Annotated in this window: 15 protein-coding genes; 4 read left to right on the top strand and 11 right to left on the bottom strand. The window is 72.1% G+C overall.

All coding sequences use genetic code 11. From position 1 onward, the window contains the following. Positions 1-48: 48 nt before the first annotated feature. Positions 49-669: a TetR/AcrR family transcriptional regulator gene (locus AB0C21_RS25825; RefSeq protein ID WP_500207535.1), complete on the bottom strand. Its 621-nt coding sequence runs from the start codon at positions 667-669 to the stop codon at positions 49-51. A 122-nt stretch (positions 670-791) separates the two neighbouring features. On the opposite strand from AB0C21_RS25825, the gene AB0C21_RS25820 reads away from it, so the two are divergent. Beyond that, positions 792-2222, top strand: coding sequence for an amidase (locus tag AB0C21_RS25820; RefSeq protein WP_500207534.1), 1431 nt, complete (start codon positions 792-794; stop codon positions 2220-2222). A 29-nt stretch (positions 2223-2251) separates the two neighbouring features. Here AB0C21_RS25820 and AB0C21_RS25815 read toward each other — a convergent pair whose 3' ends face one another. The 6 genes from AB0C21_RS25815 to AB0C21_RS25790 form a co-directional block, all read right to left on the bottom strand. After that, the gene (locus AB0C21_RS25815) at positions 2252-3238 is read right to left on the bottom strand and encodes an acyl-ACP desaturase (RefSeq protein ID WP_500207532.1); all 987 of its coding nucleotides are present in this window, start codon (positions 3236-3238) and stop codon (positions 2252-2254) included. Between the two features lie 228 nt (positions 3239-3466). After that, positions 3467-4642, bottom strand: a complete 1176-nt coding sequence (locus AB0C21_RS25810; RefSeq protein ID WP_500207530.1) for a Dyp-type peroxidase — start codon at positions 4640-4642, stop codon at positions 3467-3469. After that, a complete protein-coding gene (locus tag AB0C21_RS25805; protein ID WP_500207529.1) occupies positions 4642-5175 on the bottom strand; it encodes a copper chaperone PCu(A)C in 534 nt (177 codons plus the stop codon). The genes AB0C21_RS25810 and AB0C21_RS25805 overlap by 1 nt, the downstream gene beginning before the upstream one ends. Positions 5176-5262: 87 nt before the next feature. After that, positions 5263-5799 (bottom strand): MFS transporter, encoded by a 537-nt coding sequence (locus AB0C21_RS25800; RefSeq protein WP_500207527.1) that lies wholly within the window; start codon positions 5797-5799, stop codon positions 5263-5265. A 99-nt stretch (positions 5800-5898) separates the two neighbouring features. After that, positions 5899-6339 carry a nuclear transport factor 2 family protein gene (locus tag AB0C21_RS25795; RefSeq protein WP_500207525.1) on the bottom strand — a complete coding sequence of 147 codons (441 nt, stop codon included), beginning with the start codon at positions 6337-6339 and terminating at the stop codon, positions 5899-5901. A 25-nt stretch (positions 6340-6364) separates the two neighbouring features. Further along, complete coding sequence (locus AB0C21_RS25790) at positions 6365-6817, bottom strand: VOC family protein (protein ID WP_500207523.1); 453 nt, start codon at positions 6815-6817, stop codon at positions 6365-6367. A gap of 154 nt (positions 6818-6971) precedes the next feature. Between AB0C21_RS25790 and AB0C21_RS25785 the strand changes: the two genes are divergently transcribed. Further along, positions 6972-8045 carry a helix-turn-helix transcriptional regulator gene (locus tag AB0C21_RS25785; protein ID WP_500207521.1) on the top strand — a complete coding sequence of 358 codons (1074 nt, stop codon included), beginning with the start codon at positions 6972-6974 and terminating at the stop codon, positions 8043-8045. Between the two features lie 27 nt (positions 8046-8072). Here the strand turns inward: AB0C21_RS25785 and AB0C21_RS25780 are convergent, their stop codons facing one another. The 3 genes from AB0C21_RS25780 to AB0C21_RS25770 form a co-directional block, all read right to left on the bottom strand. Beyond that, the gene (locus tag AB0C21_RS25780; protein ID WP_500207520.1) at positions 8073-9068 is read right to left on the bottom strand and encodes a helix-turn-helix domain-containing protein; all 996 of its coding nucleotides are present in this window, start codon (positions 9066-9068) and stop codon (positions 8073-8075) included. Between the two features lie 99 nt (positions 9069-9167). Continuing rightward, the gene (locus AB0C21_RS25775; RefSeq protein WP_500207519.1) at positions 9168-9959 is read right to left on the bottom strand and encodes a class I SAM-dependent methyltransferase; all 792 of its coding nucleotides are present in this window, start codon (positions 9957-9959) and stop codon (positions 9168-9170) included. A 1-nt stretch (position 9960) separates the two neighbouring features. Continuing rightward, positions 9961-11007: an OmpA family protein gene (locus tag AB0C21_RS25770; RefSeq protein WP_500207518.1), complete on the bottom strand. Its 1047-nt coding sequence runs from the start codon at positions 11005-11007 to the stop codon at positions 9961-9963. A gap of 280 nt (positions 11008-11287) precedes the next feature. Between AB0C21_RS25770 and AB0C21_RS25765 the strand changes: the two genes are divergently transcribed. Further along, on the top strand, positions 11288-12334 hold the full coding sequence (locus tag AB0C21_RS25765; RefSeq protein WP_500207517.1) for a class I SAM-dependent methyltransferase: 1047 nt from the start codon (positions 11288-11290) through the stop codon (positions 12332-12334). 424 nt (positions 12335-12758) lie between these two features. Further along, entirely contained in the window at positions 12759-13277 is a 519-nt protein-coding gene (locus AB0C21_RS25760; protein WP_353818130.1) for a GNAT family N-acetyltransferase, read from the top strand. Positions 13278-13359: 82 nt separating this feature from the next. Here the strand turns inward: AB0C21_RS25760 and AB0C21_RS25755 are convergent, their stop codons facing one another. Continuing rightward, complete coding sequence (locus AB0C21_RS25755) at positions 13360-14805, bottom strand: M1 family metallopeptidase (protein WP_500207515.1); 1446 nt, start codon at positions 14803-14805, stop codon at positions 13360-13362. Positions 14806-14888: the final 83 nt, after the last annotated feature.

Here is a 14888-nt window from a genome sequence, read left to right as displayed (position 1 = left end):
CTCGTCATGTGCGGCCGCGCGACCAAGATCATCTTTGTGCGCTTCGAGTCACGAGCTCTGAAGCGAGGAGGTCGGTCCCTCCGTTGTTTTCCAGAGGGTGGTCAGGTGGGTGTGGAGGACGTCGTGGGCCTCTTGGGGGGTTAGGTGGCCTATGAGGACGTGGGTGGTGAGGCCGTCTGCGAGGGCTAGGAGGGTGCGGGCCTCGCGTTGCGGGTCGAGGGGGGCGGCGTGCCCGGCGGCTTCCGAGATGAGGCGGGTGAACGCCTCCTGCAGGGCTGCATAGTTCGTCTTCAGCGTGTCGGCGAGCGCCGGGCTCACGGCCGCCTGGGCGACGAAGGCGAGCCAGACTCTGGCCTCGGCGCGGTGCTCCTCCCTGAGCAGTGAGACCTCGGTGACCGCGTGGCCCAGGGCGGTGCCGGGCGACTGGGCCGGGCTCCTGACCAGGCGGGCCTGTACGCGCTCGTTGATCCGCTCGCTGATGTGCCCGAGCGCGAAGACGAGCATCTCTTCCTTCGTGCGGAAGCACCGTTGAACGGCGCCCATGGACACCTGCGCGCGGGCCGCGACGTCGCGGAGCGTCACGCCTTCGAGGCCGCGTTCGTCGGCGAGGCCGCAGACGGCCTCGGCGATGAGGCGGCGCCGGCTCACGTGATCCACCTGTTTGGGCATGCCTCTCCTGCGCTCCGACGGTGCTCGCTTCGCGGTGCATTTTATTCGATGCGCTTGTATCGGTTCCAGGGTACGGTCAGGGTTTCGATGCGAGCGCATCGGTACGTGAGGAGGGAACGGCCATGCAGGACGCCCTGTGGAAGATGTCGGCCGCCGCCCAGGCGGAGGCAGTGCGCGGAGCGCAGGTCTCCGCCGTCGAGCTGGTCGACAGCCACCTCGACCGCATCGCCGAGGTCAACCCGCAGGTGAACGCGGTCACGCAGCTCCTGGCGGAGCGCGCACGCGAGGCCGCGAAGCAGACGGACCGCCGGCGAGCGGCCGGTGAAGCGCTGGGACCGCTCGCGGGCGTGCCGTTCACCGTGAAGGAGAGCACCGCCGTCGAAGGTGTACCGACCACGTTCGGCACGGAGCGCTTCCGGGATCTGGTGGCACCGGCCGACGCGCCCCCGGTGGCGCGGCTGCGCGCGGCCGGGGCCGTCCCCATCGGGCACAGCAACATCCCCACGCTGATCCTGGCGGGGATGCACACGCGCAGCGAGCTCTTCGGCGACACGGTCAATCCGTGGGACGCCGGCCGGACCCCGGGCGGCTCCAGCGGGGGCGACGCAGTGGCCGTGGCCACGGGCATGGCGGCGCTCGGCCTCGGCAACGACTCCGGGGGGTCGGTGCGCGTCCCGGCGCAGTTCTGCGGTGTGGCCGGGCTGAAGCCGTCCACGGGCCGGTTTCCGGCGGACCACCGCGTCCTCGGCCCGGACGATCCGGGCCCGGCGTCCCAGATGCTGGTCACCGACGGCCCGCTGGCCCGGTGCGTGGGCGACCTGCGGCTGGTCTACGAGGTGCTGGCCGGCATCGATCCGCGAGACCCCCGGGCCGTGCCGGTGCCCGCGTACGGCGAAGCGCTCCCCGGGCCGCTGAAGGTCGCGGTGGTGGCGGACCCCGGCGGGCACGGCGTCCACCCCGCGGTCCGCGGAGCCATCGAGACCGCGGCCGGCGCACTCCGCGACGCCGGTTACGACGTGCGCGAAGTGCCGGACGTCCCGCGGCTGGACGAGGCTCCGGAGGCGTACGGCCGGATCACCGTGACCGAGTTCGCCCCGACCTGGCCGGTGGTGCGCAAGCTGCTCGGCGAGGGCGGGGACCGCTACATCGGGATGGCGATGGAGCGGACCCCGCCCGCGAGCGCGGAGGAGTTCATGAAGCTGATGGGCACCTGGATGGCGATCCGCCGCTCGTGGGCCGAGTTCCTCGACGCGTACCCCCTGCTGCTCGGCCCCTCGTTCACCGAGCCGCCGGTCGAGCCGGGGCTGGAGTCGCGCGACAGGGCGGGGCGCGACCGGGTCGGCGCCGGACTGCGCCTGTGCAGCGTGACCAGCTTCGTGGGCGTGCCCGGTGTGGCCGTGCCGACCGGCGTGGTCGACGGGCTCCCCACCGGAGTGCAGATCGTCGGGCGCGCGTTCCGGGAGGACCTGTGCCTGGACGCGGCTCAGGCCGTAGAGGACCGGCTCGGAGTCCTCACCCCGGTCGACCCGCGCATCGGAGACCGAGCTGATTGAGTTCTCCGGTCATCGGCGGAGGTGCGTTCTCACTGCTGCCCGCGGGCTGCCTGGCGGGCGCGGCGTTCGGCGCGGCGCTCCTCGAATCGGGTGGCCGCGGTGTTCAGGCTTTCCAGGTGGGCCGCGAGGCGCTCGCGGGCCGCCTCTCCGGCCGGTCCGAGGTCGGTACGGTCGTGGACCCGCCAGTACCGCAGGACCGGCTTGAGGACGGTGTCGTGGTGCAGCCGCAGGTCGTAGATCCCCGCGTTCGCGATGGCGACCGACTTGCGCCAGAACCCGTCGATGGCGTGGCCGGGCATCTGGAACCCGGTGACCACGTCGGCGACCGCCCGCATCGTCTCGTCCGGCGCCGCCTCGAAGGCCGCAGCGATGACGTTGCGGTAGAAGACCATGTGGAGGTTCTCGTCGGACGCCACTCGCGCCATGAGCTGCTCGCAGATCGGATCGCCCGACACCTGGCCGGTGTTGCGGTGCGACACCCTGGTGGCCAACTCCTGGAACGACACGTACGCGAGGCCGCGCAGGAGGCTTTCTCCATGGTCGGGCTGGTACCCGCCCTGCATGTGGGCCATCCGGTACCGTTCGAGCTCCTCGGGGTCGACGGCACGGGTGACGGTCAGGTAGTCGCGGATCACGATGCTGTGCCGGGCCTCTTCGGCGGTCCACCGGTTCACCCAGAAGCCCCAGGCGCCGTCACCGCCCATGATGCGGGAGATGGCGGAGTGGTAGTAGGGCAGGTTGTCCTCGGTCAGCAGGTTCACCAGGAGCGCCTCCCGCGACTCCGGGGACACGGTGGAGTCGCCCGGCTCCCAGCCCTCGCCGCCCAGGAACTCGAAGTCACGTCCCCGGCTCCACGGCACGTACTGGTGCGGGGACCAGTCCGTGGCCGCCGACAGATGCCGGTCCACCTCGGCTGCGACGACCGGCTCCAGGTCGCGCAGCAACGCGGTCTCGGACGCCGGGAAGCAGTCTGCGGGACGGGAACCGGCGGAGTCGGCGTCGGGCGTGGCGGGCATGGCACAGACCTTTCGGGACGGGAACGGCGTCGATCCGGCCTGTCGCGGCCGGACCGGTCCAGCGGACCGGCCAAGGCTCTCGGCTCGGCCGTGCCCGCCCCAGGGACGAAAGTCCCTTCGCCGAAGCCCGAAGGTCGGGAAGGCTCTCTTCCTGCCGGCTGCGGCTACGCGGTGTTCCGCCGCAGGACGCGCTGACCGTCATGCGGCGGAACACCAGGTGTTCACAGGTCAGGCAAGCAGGGTCTCGCCGATCCAGCCGCCGGGTCGGCAGCCGGGTGGGACGGCGAAGACGGCCGAGCCGATGGGCGTCGTCCACAGGTTGAGCATGTCGGAGGCGGCGAGGCGCTTCTGGACGGGTGTGAACTGACGGTCGAGGTCGGCCTGGTAGCAGGCGAACAGCAGACCGGAATCCGCGACGCCTTCCCGAGTGATCCCTTCGTCGTAGTTGTAGCCGCGGCGGAGGATCCGCAGGGACGGGTCGTCGGCGCGGGCGAGGCGGATGTGGGCCTCCTCGGGGATGACCGGGAAGCCGTTGCCGTTCTTGGCGGCGAAGTCGGGCTCGTCGTGCTCGCGCTCACCGGTGAGCGGGGCTCCGGTCCTGATGTCGCGCCCCATCGCGAACTGCTTGGCGGCGTCGTCGGCCCGGTCCCATTTCTCGAGGTCCATCCGGATCCGGCGCAGGACCATCGTCGTCCCGCCGCGCAGCCAGGCGGGGCCATCGGAGATCCAGACGGATCCGGCCAGGTCGGCGGGCTGGACGGTGCCGTCGAGCTGCCCCATCAGGTTGCGCTGGGTCTGGCCCGGCGGCTGGGCCGTGCGGCGGAAACCGCGCTGGGTCCAGCGGACGGCGGTGAAGTCCCGGGCGTCCTTGACGATGAAGCGCACGGCGTGCGCGAGTGTGACGGCGTCGTCCGCGCACACCTGGACGAGCAGGTCGCCGTCGCTCCAGCGGTCCTCCAGGCGGTCGACGTCGAAACGGGGCAGCCGTGCGAGCGGTCGTTGGTGTTCCAGTCCGGCGGCCGCGAACAGGCCGGGGCCGAACCCGAAGGTGACGGTGAGTCGGGCCGGGAGATCGGCGAGTTCCGGCTGCGCGTCGGCCAGGCCCGGCCGCCCCTGGGTGAGGCGGCGGGCGTCGTCGGTGAGGAGCCGCATCAACCGGCCGAGTCCGGCGCGGTCGACGCCGGGTCTGAGGTCGAAGCCGACGAACGCGGCGTGGGTCTGCGGGGACGTCGCGATGCCGGCCTGGTGGGGTCCGTGGAAGGGCTCGATCCCGGGAGGCGGCTGGTCGTGCGGTCGCGTCCCGGCGGGCCGGTCGGGGCCGCAGGACGAGGCGGCGGCCAGTCCGGCCGCCACCACCGCCCCGCCGGTGAACAGGGCCCGCCGGCTGAGGTTCTGCGCGGACATCAGCCCTCCGGCGCGTACGACTCGTTGCCGCCCTCGAAGGCCTTGCCGAGGGCGCTGAACGGGACCGTGGCGCCGTCCTTCAAGGTGAGGGTGAACGCGACCCGGTCACCCGGCCTGATCGGGGTCTTCACGTCCATGAGCATGATGTGGAACCCGCCCGGCTTGAGTTCGAGCCGGCCGCCGGCGGGGACGACGAAGCCGCCCTTGACCGGCCGCATCTTCGTCATGCCGCCCGTGCCGGCGACCTCGTGCAGTTCGGCCTTCGGCGAGACCGGGGTGGTGACCGAGACGACGGTGACGTCGGCGCCGGTCGGGTTGACCAGGCTGCCGAACGCCGCCGACATGCCCTTGTCCGCGGTCTTCACCCAGGGATCGGTCACCGTCAGCGCCGCCGCCCTCCCGGCCGCGGGGGCCGCCGGCGCGTCCGGAGAGGCGGTGTCGGATGCCTCACCGCCGCAGGCGGCGAGGAGCAGGGAAGAGGCGGCCAGGCCCGCAAAGAGGGCAGGCAGGCGCACGTCGTTCTTGCTGAGCATGTGAAGTCCTTCGGCTGGTGCTGGAACGGACCGTGCGTGAGCGCACGGTGAAGACAACCCGCGGCAGGGGTTGTCACATCGGGCGCGTCAAAGCGCCAGAGCACCGGCCGGAGGGCCGCGCAGGACCAGGACGTGCCGCAGCACCGGGCTTCGCGGGCGCGGCAGGACGGCTTCGCCGGGGACCACGGCAGGTCCGTCGAGGACCTCCGCGACCTGCAGGGACAGCAGCAGCGGGCGTAGCAGGGCCCCGGCCGCCAGGCGTGCCAGGAGCCAGGCGCCGCGCTCACCGCGCCGCAGCCACCAGGCCGAGACGACCGCGGCCAGCAGGTGCGCCAGCGTCATGCCGAGACCGTTGGAGGCGTCATCGTGGTGGGCGGCCGGAGGGCCAGCCGCATGGTGCGCGTGACCGGCGGTGAACAGCGTGTGCAGCACGAACTGGCCGCCCAGCAGCCCGCCCATGATCGTGGCCAGGGACCGCTCATGCCCCGCCAGGACGTACGCGAACCCCAGCGTGCCCGCGAACGCCGCGCCGACCGCCCAGACGGCGATCGGACGGCCCGACGCCGTGAAGTGCCCGAGGCACGTCAGGATCACGCACACCGTCGCGAAGATCGACGCGCGCACTGACCTGAGCGGAGGCATGGGGGACACGACAGCTCACATCCTGTCACGCCCCCCTCCGCAGACGGCCTCGGGTCCGGCTCGGGCCCAGGGACGGCTCCGTCAGCCTGCCTGGGCTCGGATCGCGTTCACGTCGAGCCACACCTGCTCGCGGCTGATCCGGTCGCCGGTGAACTCGCAGACGTGAAGGAGCCGGAAGTCGACCGGCCTGCCGTCCGGCCCGAAGTCGAAGCCCATGAAGTTCCGGTACGCCCTGCCTCGGTACTGCACCTCGTCGACGAGGAAGCCGGGGCCGTGGAGCCGGCGGACGGGTTCGACGGCGACCTGCTCCAGTTCGGTGAACAGCGCCTCGTAGAAGCCCATCAGCTCGTCGTGTCCGTGGAACGGGGCGCCGGGGAACCCCACCGGCTCGTGCTCGGCGTCATCGGTGAGCGTGGCGAGGATCCCCGGCCGGTCGTGGGCCTCCTCCGCGGCGAAGTGGCGGGCGAGCACCTCGTCCATGACCTCGGGCGGCGTGGTCTGCTGCGGTCGCGTGGTGTCCATGGGTCCTCCGGTCGTTCTCGGGCGGTCAGGAGTGGAAGGCGATCAGCTCGAGCTGGATCCCGTCGGGGTCGCGGAAGGTGAGGAGCGAGATCGGCATGCCCTCCATCGGGTAGACGCCGGAGTGCGCGACGCCCTCGGCGTCGAGCCGCGCCGTCCACGCGTGCAACTGGTCCAGCGACGCCACCTGGAGGCAGAGATGGTCCAGGCCGGTCCTGACGGGGTCGAACCCCTCCCCTCCGTTCCCCGGGTGGTGGTCGAGCCCGACGTTGAACGCCATGTCGTCCGTGCCCAGCACGATCGAGTAGCCGCCCTTGTCGCTCCGATGGTGCGGTTCGTCGAACTGACGCCGGAGCCCCAGGACCCTCTGGTACCAGGCCGCGCTCGCCTCGACGTCGGTGACGGTGAGTCCGACGTGCTGAATGCCGGCCAGGGCGGCCCGTACGGGCTGCGCGGCGGAGGCCGCCTCCGCTGTGGTCATCGCGATCCCTTCGGGTGAGTCGATGAACGCAACGTACGGAGCGTGCACGTCCGGCGAGAATCCCCTGACCTGGTGGAGGACGCCCCCCGTCCGGACGGTCGGCCCCCTCAATCGCGGGATGGCGGCGCGGGCGCACGCCTCGTAGCCTGCTTGCGTGCGCACCGAGCAGTTCACCCGCGCCCGTGACCGCCTCCTTCGGGAGGTGACGGCGGAGACTCCCATGGTCACCGTGCTCAATGAGACCGTGGCGGCGCTGCACGCGGTCACGCGCTTCTCCTGGTGCGCGGTGATGACGGTGGATCCCCGCACGCTGCTGCCGACCGGCGGGGTGGTCGAAGGGTTCTCGCCGGACGCCTGCGGCCCCTTCTGGGACAACGAGCTCCTCACCCCCGGCTTCAACAAGTTCAACACCCTGGCCCGCAGCACCGAACCGGTCGCCACGCTGTTCGAGGCCACGGACGGCGACCTCGTGCGGGCGCCGATCTACACCGACCTGTACGCCCCTCTGGGCGTCGCCGACGAACTCCGCGCCGCGTTCGTCGTGGGGGGCCGATGCTGGGGTGTCGCCGCCCTCCTCCGGGCCTCCGCGGACGGCCCGTTCCCCCGCCGCGAGGTCGAGCACGTCCAGGCTCTCCTGCCGTTGATCACCCGCTCCGTCAAGAGCAGCGCGTGCAGGCTCGAAGCCGACGCGGCCACCCCCACGGCGATGGTCGTCGTCGACGGCGCCAACGGGATCCGGGACCTCACCGTCGAGGCCGGCGAACTCCTCGACGACCTTCGCACCACCGGCGTCGACGAACCCGGTCTGCCCACGATCCTCGGCACCGTCGCGACGCGAGCCCGGTCGACCCGTACCGCGAGCCGGCTCGTCACGCGGGTGCGGGGCCGCTCGGGCCGCTGGTTCCGGGTCACCGCCGGTCCCATGCAGGGCGGCGCCGGCGACGTCGCCATGGTGATCGAACCGGCGAGGGCCGCGGACCTCACCCCGATCCTGCTGGAGTCCTACCGCCTCACGGAACGGGAGACCGAGATCGTCATGCTGCTCGCGCGGGGACTCACCACGAGAGAGATCGCCGCCGCGCTCACCCTCTCCGCCCACACGGTGCGCGACCACATCAAGGCCGTCTTCGGCAAGACCGGCACCACCACCCGCGGTGAGCTCGTAGCCCGCCTCTTCGCCGAGCACCTTCTCGACGGCTTCCACAACGCCGTCCACCGGGCCGTCTGACACCCCCGGGTCGGCGAGCGTGGCCGATCACCAGGGTCGGTGGCGCGGCGTGTACAGGGTCCGGTACTCGCCGGGCGGGACGCCGTAGGCGGCGCGGAAGAGGCGGCTGAAGTGGCCGGGGTCGCGGACCCCCCAGCGGGCGGCGATGGCGCCGACCGGACGGGTGGACAGGGCGGGATCGGTGAGGTCGCGGCGGCAGCGGTCCAAGCGTCGGCGGCGTATCCATTCGGCGACCGTGCACTCCTCGCTCTCGAACAGCTTGTGGAGTTGGCGGAGCGAGATGTTGTGGGCGGCGGCGATCTGCCGCGGGGTCAGGGCGGGGTCGTCCAGGCGCTGGTGCAGGTAGGCGTAGATGCGGTGCAGCAGGGCGTTGCGCTCGACCTCGGGCGGCACTGCCGCAGGCATGGCGAGGCGTCCGGCGAGGGCGGCGGCGACCAGGTCGAGCAGGGCGTTGGAGACGTGGACGGCTTCGGCGGGCCGGTAGGCGCCGGCGTCCGCGGTGACGCGCCGGAGCAGGGTCGATGCCAGGGCGGCGGCTCCTTCCTGCCCGGGCATGGGGACGGCGGTGAGCCGCGCGACCTGGGCCGGCGGCAACGGCAGCAGCGCACGGGGCATGGTGATGGAGACGACCTTCTTGGAGCGGCGGCCGGCGACCCTCGCCGAGGACGGCCGGGCGAGGTCGGTGAGGGTGAAGTCCCCTGGGCGCAGGTCTGCCCGGCGGCCGTCCTGGGTCACGGCGAACTCTTCGCAGGCGATCGCCAGTTTGAGCTCGTAGCCGTCGAGCTGCTCGGTGAATCCGGGGGTGCGGCGGCCTTCCCCCACCCCGGGAGCCGGGCCGCCGGCGCAGGTCAGCACGGTCGCTCTCATCGCTCCGACCTGCGTGACGGCGCAGTGACCGCGGAACCAGTCGTGCCGGCCGTTCGGGAAGACGTACTCGGCGGCCAGCGCCTCGCGGTGCATGTGCTGCCAGTAGCCGTGCCGCTCGGCGTCCGGCACGTCATCGGTGCTGAACAGCGTTCTCACGACCGCCGCCCCCTCCCCCGGCATGGCTTCGATCAGCGCCTCGCAAGCGAACCTCGCAGAGGCCCTATGGGCCCATCTGAACGAATGCGGAGCGCGCGGTCAACCGCCTTCGCGACAGCCGAGCGTGACGACGTACGGCGGGGTGAAGACGATGGCGTGCGGGGCCCTGAGCGCCGCGAGGCAGGAGCCCAGTTCATCCGCCGTGAGGAGTCCGGCGGAGATGAGGCGCTGCCCCAGTTGCTCGATCGCGATCGGGACCAGTTCGCGTCCCGGCGAGCCGGGTCCGCCCGAGAAGCCGATCGCCTCAGTGCACACGTCGGTGAGCCCGGCCTCGATGAACGCATGGCGCGCCTGGCCGCCCCACGCCAGATCGACCCCGGCCTCGCTCAACACGGTCCGCAGGCCGTTCCATGCCTTGGCCACGAGCCCGGAGGCCTCCCGATAGGGCGCGGCCACGAGACTGAGCCGTCCCGACAGGTCGTAGTCCTCGGTCACCAGCCAGCCGCCGGGACGCAGCGCCCGCGTCAGCCGCTCGACGACCGCACGCCGCTGCGGCAGATGCATCAGCAGCAGCCGTGCGTGGATCAGGTCGTAGTGCGCCTCGGGCAGCGGGTCCTGGACGATGTCGTGGCGCCGCACCTGCACTCCGTCAGTGGCGCGCAGGTGGCCGATGTCGATATCGGTCGCCATCACGTGGCCGCCGGGCCCGCTCATGGCGGCCATCACCCCGGCGACCGATCCGTTCCCGGCGCCGACCTCCAGGCACCGCCATCCCGGTCCGATCCCGGTCGTGCCCAGTGTCCGGGCGGTGGCCTCGTCGAAGGTCTCGGAGATGCACCGCAGCTGGCGTTCGATGAGATCGCTGCCTGCGAAAACGTAGTTCGTGCTCATTTCATGGTCCTTGGAGAGGCACGTTGGGGATCTTTCCGAAGGGACCGGCGTCGAAGGTGGCCCTGGTGGTGTCGCGAGGCGGGGCGGGGACGTACATGTAGGTGCGCTGCGGCAGGTCGGGCTCATCCAGGAGGAGGGTTCCGCTGAGGAAGGCGCCGGTGACGCCCTCGGTCGCGGCGCCCTGCCGCACGGCCCGGTAGGTGGTGCCGTCGCCGGTCGTCACTCGGAACGCGCCGTAGTCGCCGCCGAGGAAGTCGTCCGCGCGGAAGTACCCGCGGAATCCGGGCGGCCTGCCCAGCTTGCGACCGCCGATGTCGGTGAGGTCGAAGACGGCGATCAGGTACGAGCCGTCCCGGTAGAACGGGTGCACTCGGAGCCGGAAGCGCTCACCGCCCGACCCGGCGGCGGTGTCGACGGTCGCGGTGCGCTCGGCCACCACCGGCCCGTCCCCGTCGCGGAACCGGGAGGGCGGTCCCGCCTCTCCGCGCTTGGCGACGCCAGGCGTTCCGGTGGGGCGGTCGGTGCCCGTCGCCGGGCGAAGCGCGTAGGAGATCTCGACGCGCCGGTTGCGCGCGCGGCCCGCGGGGTTGTCGGCTCCGGCGGCGGTCGTCTCCTCGGCGATCGGCTCGTCGGCCGCCTTCCCGGCGACCTGGAAGCGGTAGCGCCGCGCGCCGGTCGCCTGTCGCAGCGCGTCGCGCACGGCGGCGGCGCGTCGCTCCGACAGGGGCTGGTTGTAGGAGGGCGCTCCCCGGCCGTCGGTATGGCCCACGACGGTGACCGGCTTGGCGGGGTCGGCCCGGTCGTTCAGATCAGCGGCCGCTCGGGCGACCGCCTGCCGGGCCGCGCCGGCCAGCTCGGCCGAGTCGAAGGCGATCCTCGTCGCGCCACCGCCGTCGAAGTAGCCCTCGCGAACGAGCGGCCCGCGCCGCAGCGCGCGTTCGCCGCCGCTGGGGCCTGGACCGCCTCCCGCCCGTCCGGGCACCTGGCACGCCGCCGTCCCCGCGGCGAGAGCGCAGCCGAGCACGACCGCCGTCCAGTGCCTGGTCATCCTTCCTCCCGTCCGCGGAGCCTCGTCCGCCGGTACCGCAGGCAAGCGTCGGGGCCGCAGGCGCGCTGCCGCCATGGAGGACGGTGCGCGGTCCTTGACGATCCGCGCACTCGCCGAAGACGCGGTGGCCACGGCCGTCTCGTCCGCTCACCCGGGCATCCGGAAGTCCGGCCGCATTGACGGCCAACGGGTGTGCACGCGTGTCCAAGGGCGGGCTGGGCCGACTCGGCGAGACTCGACGTACCGAGGCCGTTCAGTCGACCGCCGTCAGGGGGAGAGCATGAGAATCGGAGTGATCCCGGACAGTCCTCAGGAGCGCCGAGCGCTGGAGGCGGGGCTGGTCCCGACGCCGCTGTTCGAAACGCAGTTCGCGTTCACCCTGGCACGGGTGGTGATGACCGCGACGCACCTGGGCGTCTTCGACGCTCTCGCGGGCGGCCCCGCCACGCTTGAGGAGGTCGCCGAACGCTGCCGGACCCACCCGCAGGCCACCGGAAAGCTCCTCCTCGCGCTCGTCGGGGCCGGATACCTGCGGGCCGACCACGACACCTACTCGCTGACTCCGCAGGCAGGGACCTGGCTCCCGCGCCGCGGTCCGCGCTCCCTGGCCGACAAGCTGGAGTTCCAGTTCTACGAGTGGGACGTGATGGGGCACGCCGTCGAGTACGTGCGCACCGGCCGGCCGGTGGACGTCCACGAGCACTTGGACGACCTGGAGTGGGCGGCCTACCAGCGCGGTATGCGTGCGCTGGCGACCGTCCCCGCGCAGGAGGCGGCACGGCTGATCCCCGTTCCCGCGGGCGCCCGCGCCCTGCTGGACATCGGCGGGTCGCACGGGTACTACTCGGTGGCCCTGTGCCAGGAACATCCCGGGCTGTCCGCCGTGGTCCTCGACCTGCCCGAGGCGGTCGAACACGCGGCACCGCTGCTCGCCGCCGAGGGGATGGGCGACCGCGTCGTGCATCGCGAGGGCGACGCTCTGCACGACGATCTCGGTACCGAGGACTACGACGTCGTGCTGCTGGCGAGCGTCGCGCACCACCTCACCGCCGAGCAGAACCGGACCCTGGCCGAACGCGCCGCCCGGGCGCTGCGGCCCGGTGGTGTCCACGCCGTCATCGAGCCCTTCCGCCTCGACCCCACCGGGGAGGTCGGCCAGTTCGGCGCGCTCACCGACTTCTACTTCGGGCTGACGAGCCGCGCGGGCACGTGGTCGCCCGACGAGATCGCCCAGTGGCAGCGGGACGCCGGTCTGGCGCCGGACGCACCGGCCGTCCTCACCGGCACCGGGATCGGCCTTCAGACGGCCGTCAAGCGTCCCGGCTGACGGTGCCGGGCCGCCCCTGGCTCCCCGGGGTCAGGGGTGGTCGAGGTTGGGGGTTCCCGGTTCCAGCAGGGGGACGAGGGTCGGCGACGAACCGCCGGACGGTGGCGAGGGTCCGGCCGTCCCCGATCAGGGAGGGCAGCACTGATCAAGATCGTCCGGTCCGCCGTGCGTGCCGACGGTCGCGCCCCCGCCCCCAAGGGCGAGAGGCGCCATGACGAGAACGGGCCCGGAACCCACCCCGATTCCGGGCCCGCGGTCTTGCCGGAGGCGGAGGGCGGCCCCGGCGGGCGCGGGCGCGCCGCGCGGAAGGTAATGGCGGTGAGCGGCGCCGTTACCGGTTGACGGCTCGTTTCTTGCGGATTTGGGACGCAGTTGCGGCGTTTGGTTGAAAATGGGGTCTATTTGAATCTGGCACACTGAGGGCGTGACGGTTAATGATCCGTTGATCCGGCTGGCGCGTCCGGGAGACGCGTCGGCTCTGGCGGAGTTGCAGCACATTCTGGATAACGAGACGGAGTTCATGCTCCTGGAGCCCGGCGAGCGGGAGCCCGACCTGGAGCCGCTGAAGCTGCGCCTGGCCGCCTGCGCCGAGGGACGCAACCTGTCGTACCTGGTCGTGGCGCTGGACGGGCCCGCGGCGGTGGGCTACGTCGACGTGGTGGTGCTCCCCTACGCCAGGGCCAAGCGCACCGGCCGCGTGATCGCCGGAGTGCGCTCGGGCCATCGCGGCCGGGGTCTGGGCGGAGCGCTGATGCGGACGGCGGTCCAGGAGGCGCGGACGCGCGGAATGCGACGCCTGGAACTCACCGTCATGGAGCAGAATCGCCACGCCCTGGCGCTTTATCTGAATTGCGGCTTCCAGGTGGAGGGGCTCCGGCGGGCGGCGCTGGACGTCCAGGGGCACCGGGTCAACGAGTACTACATGGGCCTGCTGCTGGACTGAGCCCGGAGCGGTATCGCGGGATCCGCCCGCGCGCCGGGAGGGCCGAGGGACCGGCAGGCGGGTTGCCGGCCCCAGGGCGGGATCACCGGTTCGCGGGTTTCCCGGGGCTGTGGAGCCAGACCTCGAAGAAGGCGTCCAGGTCCCGACCGGAGATCCTTTCGGCGAGGGCCTCGAACTCCCCGGTGCTGCCGTTGCCGTACCGCTTGTCGGCCACCCACGTGCGCACGAGCCGCAGGAACGGCCCGTCACCGATCTTGTGCCGCAGGGCCTGCAGGGTCATCGCGCCGCGGAAGTAGATCGCGCGGTGGAACAGCTGGTCGCGGGTCGGGTCGGCGAGCACGACGTCCCAGAACGGGGGCCGGTCCGGCTGGATGGGCGGCGGGTTCTCGTAGGACTGCTCGAACGACAGCTGCGCGGACTGGCCGCCGTGCTTCTCCGCCCAGTACCACTCGACCCACTTCGCGAAGCCCTCGTTCAGCCAGACGTCCTTCCAGTCGCGGACCGAGACGCTGTCGCCGAACCACTGGTGGCTTATCTCGTGCGCGACACCGCGCTCGATGGGCGGGCTCTGGTAGGTGGGGCGGGTCTGGGTCTCCAGCGCGTTCTCGAGATTGAGCGGCGGCACGTTGTCGTTCTCGACGATGGAGCCGGTGCTGGTGAACGGGTAGTCGCCGAAGTAGCCGGCCAGCTCGTCGGTGACCCGCGTGGTGTGGCGCGGCGTGCTCAGCGCGTCGGGGTCGGAGGCGATGTCCGGGTCGACCGCGTCGAGCTGCGGGACGCCCTTGGGGGTGGTCGTCGTGGAGACGTTGAACCGTCCGATCGAGTTGGTCACCAGGTACGTCGCCATCGGCCGGTCCTCCCGCCACAGGAAGGTGTCCTTGCCGTGGGCGGTCCACTGCTTCACGAGGCGTCCGTTGCCGATCGCCTTGAGGCCCTGGGGGACGGTCGTCTCCAGCGTGACCAGCGCCTTGTCGCGCGGGTGGTCGTTCGCCGGAAACCAGGTGGACGCGCCGTTGGGCTCGCCCATGACCGTCGCGCCGTCCCTGGTGGGGACGAATCCGTACGGGAGGTCGAAGATGATCGGGCCGCTCAGGACCTCCGGCACCCCGTCGTACCGGACGGTCACGGTGAACGCGCTCCGCTTCCGCAGCCCCTTCGGCGGGGTGATCTCCAGCTCGCGCTCGCCGGTGCGGTCGTAGGACGCCTTGCGGCCGTTCACGCTCACCGACCGCACGTTCATCTTGTAGAAGTCGAGGTTGAACCTGGAGAGGTTCTGGGTGGCGGTCGCCTTGATGGTGGTCGTGCCGGTGAGCTCGTCGGTGCCGGGGTCGTAGGCCGTCTTCAGGTGGTAGTGCGTGACGTCGTACCCGCCGTTGCCGAGGTAGGGGAAGTAGGGGTCGCCGATGCCGGGGGCGCCCGGCTCGTACCGGACGTCGGCGCCCGCGGCGGGCGCGAACAGCCCGAGCGCGGCGGCGCCGGCCGCCGCGACCGCCAGCGGAAGCCGGCGGGCGGATCTGAGAGTCGCCATCGAGTCCCTCTCCGTCGAGGTCGGACGATCGCCTCCGCGGCGCGCCGGCCCCGGGGCGATCCGAACTTGATCATTTACGTGCC

The sequence above is a fragment of the Spirillospora sp. NPDC049024 genome, from assembly GCF_040649235.1.
Lineage (GTDB): Bacteria > Actinomycetota > Actinomycetes > Streptosporangiales > Streptosporangiaceae > Spirillospora.
Note: the sequence above shows the minus strand (reverse complement) of the source record. Positions and strands in the feature narration are given on the sequence as shown.